Origin of the sequence: Enterococcus sp. (assembly GCF_032555305.1) — a bacterium.
In the GTDB taxonomy this organism is placed as follows: Bacteria; Bacillota; Bacilli; order Lactobacillales; family Enterococcaceae; genus Enterococcus_A.
The window spans coordinates 163,934-178,175 of sequence record NZ_JAWGOQ010000003.1; the positions used below are offsets into that span (position 1 = coordinate 163,934).

17 protein-coding genes are annotated in these 14,242 nt (G+C 41.6%); all 17 read right to left on the minus strand.

What is annotated here, in order from left to right; all coding sequences use genetic code 11:
- Positions 1-112: 112 nt before the first annotated feature.
- Positions 113-979 carry an LPXTG cell wall anchor domain-containing protein gene (locus tag E6139_RS03760; protein ID WP_316401722.1) on the minus strand — a complete coding sequence of 289 codons (867 nt, stop codon included), beginning with the start codon at positions 977-979 and terminating at the stop codon, positions 113-115.
- A gap of 171 nt (positions 980-1,150) precedes the next feature.
- Complete coding sequence (locus E6139_RS03765) at positions 1,151-2,044, minus strand: LCP family protein (RefSeq protein WP_316401723.1); 894 nt, start codon at positions 2,042-2,044, stop codon at positions 1,151-1,153.
- Between the two features lie 297 nt (positions 2,045-2,341).
- Positions 2,342-2,914, minus strand: a complete 573-nt coding sequence (locus tag E6139_RS03770; protein WP_316401724.1) for a histidine phosphatase family protein — start codon at positions 2,912-2,914, stop codon at positions 2,342-2,344.
- On the minus strand, positions 2,911-3,672 hold the full coding sequence (gene cobS / locus E6139_RS03775; protein WP_316401725.1) for an adenosylcobinamide-GDP ribazoletransferase: 762 nt from the start codon (positions 3,670-3,672) through the stop codon (positions 2,911-2,913). Before cobS ends, E6139_RS03770 begins: the two co-directional genes overlap by 4 nt.
- A complete protein-coding gene (cobU, locus tag E6139_RS03780; RefSeq protein WP_316401726.1) occupies positions 3,669-4,256 on the minus strand; it encodes a bifunctional adenosylcobinamide kinase/adenosylcobinamide-phosphate guanylyltransferase in 588 nt (195 codons plus the stop codon). The genes cobS and cobU overlap by 4 nt, the downstream gene beginning before the upstream one ends.
- Before the next feature lie 6 nt (positions 4,257-4,262).
- A complete protein-coding gene (locus E6139_RS03785) occupies positions 4,263-4,994 on the minus strand; it encodes an AIR synthase related protein (RefSeq protein ID WP_316401727.1) in 732 nt (243 codons plus the stop codon).
- 66 nt (positions 4,995-5,060) lie between these two features.
- Positions 5,061-5,798: a uroporphyrinogen-III synthase gene (locus E6139_RS03790; RefSeq protein ID WP_316401728.1), complete on the minus strand. Its 738-nt coding sequence runs from the start codon at positions 5,796-5,798 to the stop codon at positions 5,061-5,063.
- Positions 5,755-6,699, minus strand: a complete 945-nt coding sequence (gene hemC / locus E6139_RS03795; protein ID WP_316401729.1) for a hydroxymethylbilane synthase — start codon at positions 6,697-6,699, stop codon at positions 5,755-5,757. The genes E6139_RS03790 and hemC overlap by 44 nt, the downstream gene beginning before the upstream one ends.
- A 27-nt stretch (positions 6,700-6,726) precedes the next feature.
- Positions 6,727-7,293 carry a cob(I)yrinic acid a,c-diamide adenosyltransferase gene (locus E6139_RS03800; RefSeq protein ID WP_316401730.1) on the minus strand — a complete coding sequence of 189 codons (567 nt, stop codon included), beginning with the start codon at positions 7,291-7,293 and terminating at the stop codon, positions 6,727-6,729.
- On the minus strand, positions 7,290-8,792 hold the full coding sequence (locus E6139_RS03805) for a cobyric acid synthase (protein WP_316401731.1): 1,503 nt from the start codon (positions 8,790-8,792) through the stop codon (positions 7,290-7,292). Before E6139_RS03805 ends, E6139_RS03800 begins: the two co-directional genes overlap by 4 nt.
- Positions 8,777-9,601 (minus strand): ATP-binding cassette domain-containing protein, encoded by an 825-nt coding sequence (locus E6139_RS03810; RefSeq protein ID WP_316401732.1) that lies wholly within the window; start codon positions 9,599-9,601, stop codon positions 8,777-8,779. The genes E6139_RS03805 and E6139_RS03810 overlap by 16 nt, the downstream gene beginning before the upstream one ends.
- A gap of 21 nt (positions 9,602-9,622) precedes the next feature.
- Complete coding sequence (cbiQ, locus tag E6139_RS03815) at positions 9,623-10,300, minus strand: cobalt ECF transporter T component CbiQ (RefSeq protein ID WP_316401733.1); 678 nt, start codon at positions 10,298-10,300, stop codon at positions 9,623-9,625.
- Positions 10,287-10,586: an energy-coupling factor ABC transporter substrate-binding protein gene (locus tag E6139_RS03820; protein WP_316401734.1), complete on the minus strand. Its 300-nt coding sequence runs from the start codon at positions 10,584-10,586 to the stop codon at positions 10,287-10,289. The genes cbiQ and E6139_RS03820 overlap by 14 nt, the downstream gene beginning before the upstream one ends.
- Positions 10,573-11,322: an energy-coupling factor ABC transporter permease gene (locus E6139_RS03825; protein WP_316401735.1), complete on the minus strand. Its 750-nt coding sequence runs from the start codon at positions 11,320-11,322 to the stop codon at positions 10,573-10,575. The genes E6139_RS03820 and E6139_RS03825 overlap by 14 nt, the downstream gene beginning before the upstream one ends.
- Positions 11,312-12,040 carry a cobalt-factor II C(20)-methyltransferase gene (locus E6139_RS03830; protein WP_316401736.1) on the minus strand — a complete coding sequence of 243 codons (729 nt, stop codon included), beginning with the start codon at positions 12,038-12,040 and terminating at the stop codon, positions 11,312-11,314. The genes E6139_RS03825 and E6139_RS03830 overlap by 11 nt, the downstream gene beginning before the upstream one ends.
- Positions 12,033-12,815 (minus strand): sirohydrochlorin cobaltochelatase, encoded by a 783-nt coding sequence (locus E6139_RS03835; RefSeq protein ID WP_316401738.1) that lies wholly within the window; start codon positions 12,813-12,815, stop codon positions 12,033-12,035. Before E6139_RS03835 ends, E6139_RS03830 begins: the two co-directional genes overlap by 8 nt.
- Positions 12,812-14,242: a uroporphyrinogen-III C-methyltransferase gene (cobA, locus tag E6139_RS03840; RefSeq protein ID WP_316401739.1), complete on the minus strand. Its 1,431-nt coding sequence runs from the start codon at positions 14,240-14,242 to the stop codon at positions 12,812-12,814. Before cobA ends, E6139_RS03835 begins: the two co-directional genes overlap by 4 nt.

Here is a 14,242-nt window from a genome sequence, read left to right on the forward strand (position 1 = left end):
CTATTTCAACTTGATATAATCGAAATTTTTACATTTGCCACAGAAGAAGTCGGATTCAAAAAAAGATATCCCTTTTGATTTCTTAAAAGGATATCTACTCTTAAATCTTTCACTAATTATGATTTTTCCTCAAGTAATAAAGCACCAAATTTCCAATAATCCCAAAGCCAAGCAATGAAAGGAAAATATTCGATTGATCATTTGTCTTAGGATATTCCTTCGCTTGCTCTGTTGTATTTTCCTGTTGTGACGAAGCAGCTTCTTTTGATTGCACTGCTTTTTTTGCTGCAACTGGTGTTACTTTTGACCCATCCGTGGAAAGATCCTCACCTGCAGAATTTAATATTGCTTTGATCCGATTGACAGTTCCATTGATATCTTCTGAACGATCTTGCACATCGGAAACAGCTTTCTTTGCATTCAGAGCTCCATCCGTTAACTGAACATGCACCGATTGTGCGCTATTCTTGGCAGTTGAGAGGTTTTGATCGATCGTCTTTCGATCTTTCTCCAAATTTTTTTGTAATTTTTCAGCATCAGCGATTTTTTTGTTGAAATCTGCTCTTGCTTGATCTAACTGCTCTTTAGCTTGTGTCCATTGTGTTTCAATCGCTGTATGATCCTCTTGAACGCGTCCCGTCACCTCATTGAAATGAGTTTGAAAGTTGCTGTGGATCTGATCCATTTGATTCTGAATTGTTTTAAAGTCATTATGAAGATCCTCGTGCCTTTTTTGTGAACGTTGTTGAGTGTTGATAATATCTTGAGCTATTTGTTTTTGGCGAGTTTCAAATTGTTCTTGCGCCGTTTTTAGCGCTTCATCAATTTCAGCCTTTCTATTTGTTAAGTCATCAACTGGGCTTTCACTATTAGTTGTTTCTGTTCCCAACTCAATCGTGTCAGCGTCTACCACTGTAGCAAACTGAAAGATACTGTGAGCTAGTAGGACAAATGATACTATTAGAACTAATTTCTTCATTGTTAAATTCATTCCTCTCAATGAAGATTATAACTATAATCATTCAAAAGTGTTAATAAACAAAATGGACGATTTGTCTAAAAAATGACACTTGAATACCTATATTATTATCTAATCCATTAAAGAATGAACCTATTTATTCCAATACATCGTCAGAAAGCGGTCTTTCAACTATTCGGTCAAAAACTTTTGGATTGCTTTAGTATTTGCCGCTGTATCTAACTCCAATACACTTCCGCTGGATGTGTTGTTGTTGAACTCCCAAGATTTATCGATTGGTATTGCGAGTGTTTCGATTTTTTTGGTATTGCCTAGAGCAAAATCTTTTCCGACACTTAAAATCGTACTTTCAGATAAGTTGGTATCCACATAACCTAATAATTTCCCAGTTGTTTTCGGTAATCTACTTAATGAAGTAACATTGGTGACTTGCTGCGAGATTCCGGAAAGTACTTGCTGTTGTCGTCGAATACGGCCAAAATCCCCTTCCTCGTCTTCTCTAAAGCGCGAATACTGCAATAGCGTGTTGCCATCCATCTTCTGTTTGCCGGCTTTAATAAAAACTTGGTCTAAATCGAGATCTTTTTCAGCATCGATCTCCACTCCTTTCGGGAACAAACTATCGATTGCTTCTTTAAAATGATCAAAATTGATCGTAACGTAATACTCAATAGGTATATCAAAATTTTCTTTCAAGGTTTTACGAACTAGTTCAATTCCGCCATATGAGTAGGCGGCGTTGATCTTATCTTTTCCATAGCCTGGAATATCAACATAGCTGTCGCGCATAATCGATATTAACTTCGGCTGTTGGCTTTTTTGATCATAATGCGCGATCATCAAGGAATCCGAGCGGCCTCTATCTTCACCTCGAGAGTCGGTGCCAATAATCAAGATATTCAAATCATTTTCATCTGGCGCCTCTTCTCCATTGAAAGCGACCTTTTGCTTCGGGAGATTATGCTTTGTAGATTCATATCCTTGAACAAAGGAAAAAATTAAATAGCATTCAAAAACCAGCAATATTCCTAAAACGATCAATAAGATACGCTTGTAAACTTTCATTCAATAATCTTTTCTTAGACAACGAGATAGTCATTCAACCCCGATTGTCCGGTTATCTACTTGTTTGGGTGAGAATTGAAAAGCTCAAATCAATTATTTTTCTAGTTTAGCCTAAAAATAGTCATTATAGCCACTTTTTCTCATCCTTAATAAACTTTTATTGTAAAGAACAAAAAACCGTTTGGATTAAACGGTTTTTTGTAATCTATTCGATATGATTTTCTAACAGTTACAAATTTACGGCAACATTTTAGAAGCGCGATTCTATTTTCATTAATACTTTATGAGGTAGACGTTCTATTTATTCCATGCAATAATTTTAAAATCGGACTCTTCAACCTCTATCATCGTATAGTTTCCCTGTTCCAATGCGATTTCCCAAAATTTATATGCGGGAAAACAATTCTTCAGGATCACTCGCAGCACACCAAGATGGCCCACAAGTATGAAATCATGTTTCTTTTGGAGAATCTCTCTGACACATTTTAGAATACGATCTTGAAAGTCTGAAAACTTTTCCGCATTCGTCGGCGTAACCTCAAAAGGAGACAGTAGCCATTTGTTCCATTCCATCGGAAATTCTTTATTGATCTGATCCGCGTTCAAGCCTTCCCACAATCCAAAATCCTTTTCATCCAGCTCCTTCAACGAAATCATCGGATGGTTTGGAAAAATCAATTTGCCCGTCTCGATCGTCCGTTTTAAGCTGCTCGTATAAACAGGCGTATCAACCTTCATATCCGCTAATTTTTCCTTCAGCAAATAGCTCTGTTGTACGCCTGTTTCATTTAGTGAGACATCTGTTTTTCCGTAAAATAAATGCTGACGATTATAATCCGTTTCTCCATGCCTAATCAGATAAATTTTCATAAAGAACCTCGCATTACAACTAACGTCAATAGAAATACGACTTGAGAAATTGGAGAACACGCACCTAAAGTATCTCCATTAAAGCCGCCAACTTTACTTATGACCAATTTCCGGTAAAGAAATGTCACTGCCACGTTGACGATAAAGCAAACGAAACCGACTCTTCTTAAAAAGACCAATAATACAAGAAAAGAAATAAGTTGACAAATAGCAATATTTTGATTTTTTACATTCAAAAAAGTCGTACCTAAACCCTGGGTATTATTACCCGCATACTGCATTTGATAAAATAAAAGACTGATCCCATTTTTTCCAACAAGACTCAGCAGTAAGACGATCACAGCTTGAAGTACAGTGCTTAGCTGAGGCAGCAGCACAACAAAACTAAAGACCATAAATAAATAATAAAAAACGACGGCCAACACGCCGTTGCTCCCTACCCGGCTGTCTTTCATAATTTCCAGCATGCGTTCCTTGCCCCGCGAAGAAAATAATCCGTCAGCCATGTCAGACAACGCATCCAGATGAAAACCACCCGTCAACATCACATCTAAAAATAAGATGAATATCCACGCAATGCTGGGACTGAACAAATACTGAAGCGGCCAATAGGCGACAGCCTCGATAAATCCAAGCATTAATCCAAACAGCGAAAAAAAGCGGACGCCTGAACGCATTTTTTCTTCAGGTTCTTCGACCGCCACAGGAATCGCTATTCGCGTAAAAAATTGAAAATACAAGATTATGCTATCAATCATTTAATCTTCATAGGGATACCAGCTACCACTAAAAAGACAGCATCCGCTTCCTTTCCTAAAGATTGATTGACCAATCCTAAAACATCTCTGAACCAGCGGGTAAAAGCATTCTCAGGAACGATCCCAAGTCCCACCTCGTTCGTCACTACGACAAGGTCTGATTGCACTTTTTTCGCGGCTTTGAGGATTTTGTACCACTCATTAAGAATCTCTGCTTCGATCGTCATCTTTTCTTTTTCAGAAAGCTTAGTGATTTCTTCATCAATTACGGTGAAATCGTCACCAAATTGCTCTTTCATTAATTCGAAAAAATAATTCGTCGTCAGCATCGTCGCGCAGTCTAACAAATGTGCTGATACATTCGATTGTTCGATCACATCGGATACAACTAAGTAGGTTTCAGTGGTTTGCCAATTTTTAGGGCGACGATGCTGATGAAGCATTACTCGAGTTGCCATTTCATCATCTTGGGTAGAACAGTTCGTTGCAATGTAATTGATCTCTGCCTCAGTATCCAACAGACTTTCTGCAAAAGCTGATTTACCGCTGCGCGCTCCGCCTGTGACTAAAGTAATTTCTCCCATGGTTTGTCACCTCTTCTTAAATTCACCAATTTTTTTCAAATCAGTGTATCGAGCTAAAATATCCGCTTCTTCTTCAGGTCTTACCGCTAATAGGATGACCGTTGCTGGACCTGCTGAACAATCGAGATCCTCTTCAGTAAGAAACTCCACCTGAAAATCAGAATTCTCCGTCATCAGCTGCGCTTCATACCGAATTCCCTTTGAACCGACAGGGAGCATGTCCAAAACACCGACTTCCTGTCTCAAGGTCTTCACTAGCGGATAAGAAAAAATCGTATGCTGATTTTTCACAACCATCTCCCCGACATAGGGCTCACCTAATTGTAACAAACTGCAGGCTTCTTGCAGCACAAAATTTTCTTTTCCTGCTGTAATTTCAGCAATCACTGTGATTCCAACACTACTCGTCTTAGTCGGCATATTTTCTTCTGTACTGCCATTCAGCGAAATCGTTGAAAGCTCCGCTCTAGTTAGCTCTGCTTTAATCCCCTTCAACATTTGGTCGCCGGTGGGCTCCTTTTCGTTACCGATCAGATCGATGACCGCGATCGGCGTTGCCCCGTAACAAATTAGCTCCATCAAGGGAACCCGCAGACAAAAAGCCGCTGTCACTGCCGGATCGATCCTCACCGCATCCTCAGCCTTCTCTCCGATTCCCGCGCTGGAGTCGCAAGCGATCACCAGCCAGTTTTCATGTGAGACAGGTAAAATAGAAAGATCACGATATTTGTTTGTCAAAACCAAAACTCCTTCGCTCCACATTCTTATGATTAATTATTCTAGGGAAAATTAAACGAACACTCTTTAACTTATTTCATGCAGCAAGCACTTATACAAATGCGGCATATCATAGATTTCCGGCTGAATCGCCACCTGTTGTTCTTTTTGAATTACTTTTGCAGTCACTGGACCGATGGCCGCAATCTTCAAGCGGGACCAAAAATCAGCCGGTAGCGACTTAACTTCTTTCACTGCTTGAGAAAAAGACTGCCACGCTGAAGGACTAGCAAAAAGTACATAGTCGATCACTTCATTGAGCAGCAGTTTTTTAAGACGCTCTTGATCTTCTGGAAAAAATTCATTTTTATAAATGACTTGTTCCAAAACCACATGTCCTTGACTCGTCAATGCATTGTAGATCACACGTCGCGCTTTGAATGAGTGCGGCCAAAATACACACTGCTCATGATTTATATATCTGAGCCATTCCTCCACCAAGCCCTCAGAGAAAGCTTCCTTGGGTTGATAATCAACATTTATACCTAAGCTTTGTAAAGTCTTGGTCGTTTGGTTGCCGATAGCTAATACCTTTGCCTGTTTATTCAATTGGGCAAAGTCAAAGTATTTCACGGCATTTGCACTAGTAAAGAAAATCCAATCATATTCGCATTCTAAGCTTTCATAAGGCTGAAAGACGGTTCGATTCATCGGAATAGTGATCACTTCAACGTCTTTATCTCTGAACTTTTGGTGAACATCAGCAGGCATAGCTGCTTCTCTAGTGTATAAAAGTCTCTTTTTGATCGTTCTTACACTCCTCAATCAACGTAATTGCTCCTTGCTCAACCATCTTAGCTGCAACAGCTTTCCCTAAAACCACCGGGTCGTCTCCTTGCATCGTTTCTTTCAGAATGATTTTCCCGTTTTCGCTGCCGATCATTCCGGTTAACTCATAGGTATCCTCTTTTGGCAGACTGTATGCGCCAACAGGGAACGTACAACTGCCGTCCATACTGTTCAAAAAGGCACGTTCGGCAGTCACAGCGATCCTCGTTTCAGCGTGTTCCATTTTTTTAAGCATTTGCAGCACTTCAAGATTATCTTTTCGACATTCCAAAGCGATCGCCCCTTGACCGATTGCTGGAAGCATCACTTCTGGCGACAATTCCTGATGATAGACCGTTTTGTCCAAGCCTAGACGTTCCAAACCAGCTAAAGCCAGTACGATCGCATCATATTGGCCTTCGTTCATTTTCCGAATACGCGTGTCAATATTTCCCCGAATCGGCTGAATATTAAAATCTGGACGCGCATGCAGAATGTGAGCTTTTCTACGCAGACTGCTGGTGCCAATGACGGCATTTTTAGGTAATGTTTCTAAGGTTTTGCCTGTTTCTCTGATGATCAGCGCGTCGGTTGGCGAATGACGTTTCATTACACAGGCCAACGCTAATTCCTCATGAATCGTGGTAGGGATATCTTTTAAGCTGTGGATGGCAAAGTCAATATTGCCGGCACGCAGCTGATATTCCAGTTCTCTGACAAAGCAGCCCTGCCCGCCAATTGCCTGCAAGTTATGGGTCGCTAAATGATCGCCTTTTGTTTTGATTTTTACCAGTTCAACTTCCACATCTGGAAAGTGGCTCTGAAAAATGGCTAACGTTTGTTTTGTTTGCGTTGTAGCAAGCTTGCTGCCTCGTGTTCCAACTTTCAGCTTTTTCATTTTCTTCCTTCTTTCACTCGGAGAGCCTTATTTCTTCCTATTAAAAACAGACACACTGTTTTCATAAAAAATTTCTGATTGCTCAGCTTGCCCATTGACCCAACGAGCCAAAGCAAAAAAGTAGTCGGATAAGCGATTCAAAAACTTCAACGCTTCTCCATTGACTGCTTCATTTTGTTCTAAAAGATCTACGGCATTACGCTCTGCTTCTCTAGTAAAGCAGCGGCAAAGATGCAAATTTGCTGCAGTAACTGTCCCGCCAGGCAAAACGAAGCGATCGATTTTTGGTGATTCTTCCCAATAAAAATCGATCTTTTCCTCTAACCAAGTAATCACTTGCGGTTCGACCTTATAAGGCCGTTTCTCCTCTGGTGTGGCAAAATCACTGCCGCAGTCAAAGATCCATTGCTGAACCTGAATCAGTTCGGCATACAACGCTTCTTTTCGATCAAGCGAAGCGACAGTCATACCCACCTGTGCATTTAATGTATCAATCGACCCGTACGCCTGAACACGGGGCGCATTTTTTTTAGCCCTTCCCCCGCCGACCAGTCTGGTGAGTCCTCGATCTCCATAACGCGTATAGATGTTCATACTTTTACCTCCGCTTGATTCATAATTTGATAAATTTTGTCCAAATCCAAATTTTCGCGAATCAAATCTGCCAACTTGTCATACTGTTGATTCTTATATTCATGATAAGGCATGGCGATTTCTTCGATAGGCGCTAATCCCTTAGCGGCTCGAACCTGATTCAACAGTTTTCTTCGCCACGCGCTATTGTCAAAAACTCCATGAAGATAAGTACCAATGACCTTCTGATCAGAACTGACCGCCCCATCATCTCTTGCTATGGCTTTTCCATTGGCAGAAATAATATGGGCAAAATGCTGCTCCTCATGGTTTTCGGACCTGCCCATATGGATCTCATAGCCGCTGATCCGTTCATCTTCAGCTTCTGCCTCAACGCGGGTGGTGGTTTTTTCTGATTCAAAATACGTTTCTGTATTCAATAATCCTAACCCTTCAAGACTGCCATGACTAGACTCGACTTGATTCGGATCATGCAGCATCTTTCCAAGCAATTGAAAGCCGCCGCAGATGCCAAAAATCATTTTTCCTTCGTCACGAACCCGCTGAATTTCTTTAGCCATACCTGACTCTTTTAGATAAAGACAATCCTCCAACGTATTTTTACTACCTGGTAAAATGAGAATATCCGGGCTGCCTAGCTGATCGTTAGGAAAAACATAGCGGACAGACACATCCGGCTCGCTTTCCAAATTCTTAAAGTCTGTGAAGTTAGACATTTTTGATAATCCGATCACAGCAATATCCAACTCTTTTTGCGGATTATATAAACGATTGACCTTTGATAAGGCAACGCTGTCTTCATCTTCAATATTCAGTTGTGCATAGGGAATGACGCCGACGACAGGAACATCGGTCAAATCCTCGATCATTTTTAAGCCCGGATCTAACAGGGCGATATCACCCCGGAACTTATTGATGATGATTCCTTTGATTCGAGCCCTTTCCTCCGGCTCCAGCAAATGGATGGTGCCATAGATTGATGCAAAGACCCCGCCTTTATCAATATCTGCGACTAAAAGTACAGGGGCGTCAGCGATTTTTGCCATCCCCATATTAGCAATGTCTCGACTATTGAGATTGATCTCGGCTGGACTGCCTGCTCCTTCAAGTACGATCACATCATTTTCCTGCAGCAGTTCCTGATACAACGCCGATATTTTCTCCACCAGCTGTGGTTTAAACTCATGATATTCAGCTGCGTCCATATCGCAAAGAACTTTCCCATTGAAAATGACCTGCGATTTACTGTCAGAGGTTGGCTTTAATAGAACTGGATTCATTCGTGCATCTGGCTCTATTCCAGCAGCCTCTGCTTGAAAAACTTGAGCTCTGCCCATCTCTTTCCCGTCTAACGTAATGTAGGAATTCAGTGCCATGTTTTGTGATTTGAAAGGCATCACCTTTAAACCATCTTGATGGAAAATTCGGCATAAACCAGCCACTAGGATACTCTTTCCTGAATCTGATGCAGTGCCTTGAATCATCAGACTTTTTCCCATTCGCCTTCACCTACCTTCGATTTTATTTGCATAAATTCTGCTTGATTTTTAACCAGCGGAAACCCTAACTGTTGATGAACCTTGACTAGCCAAGGCTGTTCCAGCCCCGCTGTTCTGAGCAACTCCTCATCCAAAAAGACCTGATCGGAGCCGCCTTCTTTGATCAACGTTCCCTTATCAATGACATATAGATAATCGCAAATCTCATACATTAGATCCATGTCGTGACTCGACAAAATAATTTTGGTTCCCTGCTGCAATAGACGGGAAATGATCTCTATCATCTGGGTCCTGCTTGCTGGATCCAAGCCTGCTGTCGGTTCATCCAACAACAGCCATTTAGTTTTCAGCATCAGGACACTGGCAATCGCTACTTTTTTCTTTTGACCATAACTCAAGTATTGGACCGGTTTCTTTTTTAAATGTTCAATATTTAATAAGGAAAAGATTTCATCCATCCTAGCTTGAATCTGTGCCTGATCAATACCTAAGTTTTTTAAGGCGAAGGCAACATCGTCTTCTACGATCGAGTAAAAAATTTGATGATCAGGCTCCTGAAAAACGATCCCCACTTCTTGCCGATACTGATAGAGTGCCCCCTTTTTGTAATCTAAGGGCTGACTGTTATAGATAACCTCTCCATGACTGGGCTTCAGCAGGCCGACAATTGCAGCAAATAAAGTCGATTTTCCTGATCCATTGGCTCCGATGACACCGACAGCCTGGTGGTCGCTAAAATCCAAAGAAAGATGATGCAATACATCTGTTTGGTTTTCATAACTGATGCATAAGTCTGATACCTTGAACATTTAAGCACCTTCTTTCGGTTGTTAAAGTGGAAAATCACCATCAAAAAACTTCATTTCAAGTGAAAGAATCATTTTATTGAAGCGATCAAAGGTTTGAAAAAACAGAATCTTGATCAAAACTCCTAAAGATTGATAGCTGTTCTTAAGTCCCTTGAAGCCAAAACGCATATCCTGAGCCCGTTTGATAATCAAAAACTCATCGGCAAAAATGAAAATAAAACGATACATCAGCATTGTCAATTCTATCAACAATGCTGGAAATTGGGCCTTCTTCATCACCAGCAGCAGCTGTTGAAAAGGCACGGTCAGAATAAAGAAGTACGTGCAAATCAAGCAGCTGGCAGAACGGAAAAACAACTTGATCCCCATATCTAACGAGGACTGGGAGATTCCGATAAAATGATTAAACAGGTGAAAATCAAAAATGAAGCCTCTTGAATGTGAACTAATGGAAAATAAGATCGTAAGGATGCTGATTACTAGAAATGGTGCAGGAACCAGCAACCATTTGAAATATCTTCTGACGGTAACTTTAGTAACATAGATTGTGGCTGCTCCAACGACCACGCTGATCACGGCTTGAATCACCTGAGTAGTCAGGAAGCAGCTGAATAATAATAGAAGATACATGAGCCCTTTTCGCGTTGGCGAAAGATCAAGCAAGCGGTTCTCATAGGCGATCTTATCAATTAATAGCATTTTTCTTCTTGCCCTTGTAATAACCCAAGATGTAGGTGATAATCCCAACACCTAAGCTTCCTTGGAGGGTAAACAGCAAGCTTTCGATCTCACCGCTTTTTGGCTCTAACAGTGAATCGAACCAAGGCTCATAACTTGGATTGATCTCAGTAATTACCGCTTCCGCTTCGCCATCAGAACCACCGTACTCACCGTTTTGATTGATCAATAGCGCACCAACCATTAGAGCCACAACTGCTAATAAGAGAATAATATTCAATTTAGTATTGGACTTATTTTTTTCCATCGTTCAATACACCTCTTTCTTGAAAAGGAAAATTAGCTGAAATCAAGTTATACGCAACAACGGTCAATAAGCCTTCCGCAATAGCAATCGGAATCTGGGTCAACATGAAGACACCAACAAATTTCATGATCGCGCCGAAAACACCTGAAGATGGATCAGGGAAAACAAGACCCAACTGAAGTGAAGTTGTGAAATAAGTCGCCAAATCAGCGATAAAAGCACATAAGAACAAGCAAATTGAGTTTGACACATTCGCCTTTTTCAAAAGAAGATACACGCCATACCCAACGAATGGCCCGATGACTGCCATTGAAAAAGCATTTGCACCTAAAGTTGTAATTCCGCCATGCGCCAGCAGTAATGCTTGGAACAATAGACAAATGGTTCCTAAAACACTGATGACTCCTGGTCCAAAGAGCGCCGTTCCGATTCCAACCCCCGTTGGATGAGAAGTCGATCCAGTCACTGATGGAATCTTCAGCGCGGATAAAATAAAGATGAACGCGCCGCTAAAAGCCAGCAGGACTTTGTTTTGCGGATTGTCAGCCACCGCTTTTCTAATGCTGATCAAGCCATAAATAAAGAATGGGATAAATGCTGCATACCAGAACAAACACCAGCCAAGAGGCAAGAAACCTTCCATAATGTGCATTGCGTGCGCTTTTTGCGGCACGATCAGAATCAGAAGAAGCACAGCGAAGAGAATTCTTCTAATTGTTTTCACTCTAGCTTTCATCTTTTTTACTTCCTTTCAATGTTCTGTTTTTATAAACGATCATGGTACTAAAATACGACAGCTGGTCCTGACCACTTAAGTCATCGAGTCCAATCATTATGTTTTCTGATACCATCGAGGAATCACTGACTAAAACCGTTTGCTCCAATAAATCTAATTCTGTTAGCAGCTGCAATATCTTAGGCAGTGCGATTGAAACCTTCATTAAAATCACTGTAGACATTTGCTCTAATGCGGTACGAATAACCGCTTCGTCAGCAGTTGCCGGTAAAACCGCGTAGCTTTCTTCATCAATGACCAATGGAATCTGTAAATCATTCGAAATCTGGCAGAAGGAGGAAATTCCCGGGATGGTCACTGTTTCGATTTGATCAGTCATTCGTTCCAATAGATAACTGTACGTACTGTAAACCATTGGATCCCCTAAAGTGACGAATGCGACATTCAAACCATTCTTAACATCAGTCATGATCTCTTCTGCAATTTCATTCCAAGCATTGCGTTTCTCCGCCCAGTCATTCACCATCGGAAAATGGCGCTGTTTGATCGTCAACTCCTTTCTTAGATAAGGGCTTACTATTTTCAACGCTAAGCTTTTTCCGCCCCTTTTCGGTTCAGGCGTGTACAGGCAATCCACCATTTCGATGATTTCTTTACCGCGAATTGTCAATAGGTCAGAAGCGCCTGGACCTGTTCCTACTCCATAAAATTTAGCCATTTGTCGTCCCTTCTATCATCGCAGCGGCATGCTCCACAAACTGCTGCTGAATTTCTGGCGCTTCACCCGTTCCTTTGAGATAAGCCTCAACAGTAAAACCAGCTTGTTCTAACTGTGATTTCCAAGAATCATCTTCATCTGATGCCATATCATTTGTGGCATGGTCGCCAGCTACCAGCATCAATGGATACAGTTTAATTTTTTCATAACTACTTTTCTGAAGTCGTTCAATCAGCAGCGAAATCTCAGGATAGCTTTCAACCGCACAAACAAAGATCGGTCTCTCCAGCAGCATATGATCCAGACAAGCATAGACGGTAAAAGCCGAATGCTGACTGCCATGTCCCATCAAAACGAGCGCTTCTTCTCCATTCAGACCTTCTGCTAAAATTTCCAACCACGCTACAACCTTTTGATAATCCTCAATACTGCTAAGCAACGGTTTTCCCACTTTAATAAGCTTCAATTGATCCTTATATTTCATCGCCTGATGCAGTGCTTTGGAATATTCGCTGCCGGGAATGATATGCAGCGGCTGAACAAAAATCTCTTCGTAGCCGTCGGCAATCAATTGCTGCATTTGCTGATCTACTGTTAAGATCGTTGTGTTTTCTTGCTCTTTGATCTTCTTGATGACTTTATTAGAAGTGAAAGCGCGAAAAACATCGTATTCCGGAAAAGCTTCTGCTAGCCTCTGCTCGACAGCCTCAATTGTTTTTGCTCTCGTTTCTGGGTAGCTAGTGCCAAAACTCACGGCTATTAACGCTGGTTTCATCGGTTCATCTCCTCTTTTATTTTTTCTACGACACTTTCATAGCTAGGTTCTTTTGTTTGGATCACCGAAATTTGAAGCTGTTCGAAGACCTCTTTGGTTTTTTGACCCATAACGATTATTTTTTTCTGCTTGAGTACCGTCAATTCCATATCCGTCAGTGCGGCCAAAAATAGTCGGGCAGATTTTGAATTCGGGAAATACATGCAATCGGTCTGCTGCCACAGGTCAGGAATTTCAGCAATGATCTTCTCCTCATGACTGAGTACTTTTTCTCCTGCAATAGATTGCTCTTCCAAAGTGTCAATCATCGATGAATCGCCGATAAATAAGGTGTCCGAAGTGATTGTAAAATCTCGTAAACAATGAGCTAAATCAGGATAATCCGCATCAGCTTGAATCCCGGATTTTTTCAACACGCCGCCGGTATGATGGCCGACTGTAATGAAACGCCAATTTGCTAATTTCCGCCAATCGATCCTGTTTTCCGTCATTGATTGAATAAATATGTCGATACTCGCTGGATCAGTGAATACAACTTGTTGCGGCGTGGAAAAATTGATTTTACCTGCAAATATCTGATTACTGCTAGGCGGCAGTTCAATGATTTCCGCGCCCAGGTCAGTTAAACGACTTGCCATTTTTTTCTTCTTTGTATACGGGATCGCGATACTGATGGCGAAAAGTGGACGTTCTTCAAAGAAATTCAAGTCTGTCCTACGCGCCACGACATCTCCGATCACGATCAAGCTTGGCGGTTGAAGTTCAGCTGCACGAGCTTTTTCAAAGATCGTTTCTAATGTGCCCACCACTGTTTTTTGCTGCTTACGGCTGGCCCATTGAATAATGGCTGCTGGAGTATCCTTGTCTTTACCGTATAGGATCAGCTGCTCAGTGATTTTTTCCAGGCTCGACATTCCCATCAAAAAAACCAATGTTCCCTCTGCCTTGGCGGCGATTGCCCAATCGACCTCTTGATCAGAATTGTTCAAATGCCCAGTATAGACATGGAAGCTTGCTGCTAGATCACGATGGGTGATGGGAATTCCGGCATAAGCCAATCCACCGATCGAAGAAGTAATGCCGGGAATGACTTCAAAAGTGATACCGGCATGCTTTAACGAAGCTCCCTCTTCGCCCCCGCGACCAAAAACATAAGGATCGCCGCTTTTTAGTCGCACCACATTCAATCCCTGCTGCGCTTTTTCGATCATGATCTCCTCGATCTTTTCTTGCGGGACAGGATGATAATTAGGTTTTTTACCAACGTAGATTTTCTCGCAGTCGGCTTTACAAGCATTGAGAATTGCGGGATTGATCAAGCGATCATACACCACTACATCTGCTTCTTTGATTTTTCTCAACCCTTTAACAGTCAGTAATTCCGGATCACCCAGACCTGCGCCAACTAAGGCAATTTGTCCAATCAT

Bases quoted from the DNA above. Each gene is read 5' to 3' on its own strand.
- cobU (WP_316401726.1), bottom strand. From the start codon at position 4,256: ATGGGAGAAATTACTTTAGTCACAGGCGGAGCGCGCAGCGGTAAATCA.
- E6139_RS03825 (WP_316401735.1), bottom strand. From the start codon at position 11,322: ATGAAAGCTAGAGTGAAAACAATTAGAAGAATTCTCTTCGCTGTGCTT.
- E6139_RS03820 (WP_316401734.1), bottom strand. From the start codon at position 10,586: ATGGAAAAAAATAAGTCCAATACTAAATTGAATATTATTCTCTTATTA.
- E6139_RS03805 (WP_316401731.1), bottom strand. From the start codon at position 8,792: ATGGGAAAAAGTCTGATGATTCAAGGCACTGCATCAGATTCAGGAAAG.
- E6139_RS03800 (WP_316401730.1), bottom strand. From the start codon at position 7,293: ATGAACATCTATACGCGTTATGGAGATCGAGGACTCACCAGACTGGTC.
- cobA (WP_316401739.1), bottom strand. From the start codon at position 14,242: ATGATTGGACAAATTGCCTTAGTTGGCGCAGGTCTGGGTGATCCGGAA.
- E6139_RS03810 (WP_316401732.1), bottom strand. From the start codon at position 9,601: ATGTTCAAGGTATCAGACTTATGCATCAGTTATGAAAACCAAACAGAT.
- E6139_RS03770 (WP_316401724.1), bottom strand. From the start codon at position 2,914: ATGAAAATTTATCTGATTAGGCATGGAGAAACGGATTATAATCGTCAG.
- E6139_RS03830 (WP_316401736.1), bottom strand. From the start codon at position 12,040: ATGGCTAAATTTTATGGAGTAGGAACAGGTCCAGGCGCTTCTGACCTA.
- E6139_RS03765 (WP_316401723.1), bottom strand. From the start codon at position 2,044: ATGAAAGTTTACAAGCGTATCTTATTGATCGTTTTAGGAATATTGCTG.
- E6139_RS03760 (WP_316401722.1), bottom strand. From the start codon at position 979: ATGAAGAAATTAGTTCTAATAGTATCATTTGTCCTACTAGCTCACAGT.
- E6139_RS03835 (WP_316401738.1), bottom strand. From the start codon at position 12,815: ATGAAACCAGCGTTAATAGCCGTGAGTTTTGGCACTAGCTACCCAGAA.
- cbiQ (WP_316401733.1), bottom strand. From the start codon at position 10,300: ATGCTATTAATTGATAAGATCGCCTATGAGAACCGCTTGCTTGATCTT.
- hemC (WP_316401729.1), bottom strand. From the start codon at position 6,699: ATGAAAAAGCTGAAAGTTGGAACACGAGGCAGCAAGCTTGCTACAACG.
- cobS (WP_316401725.1), bottom strand. From the start codon at position 3,672: ATGATTGATAGCATAATCTTGTATTTTCAATTTTTTACGCGAATAGCG.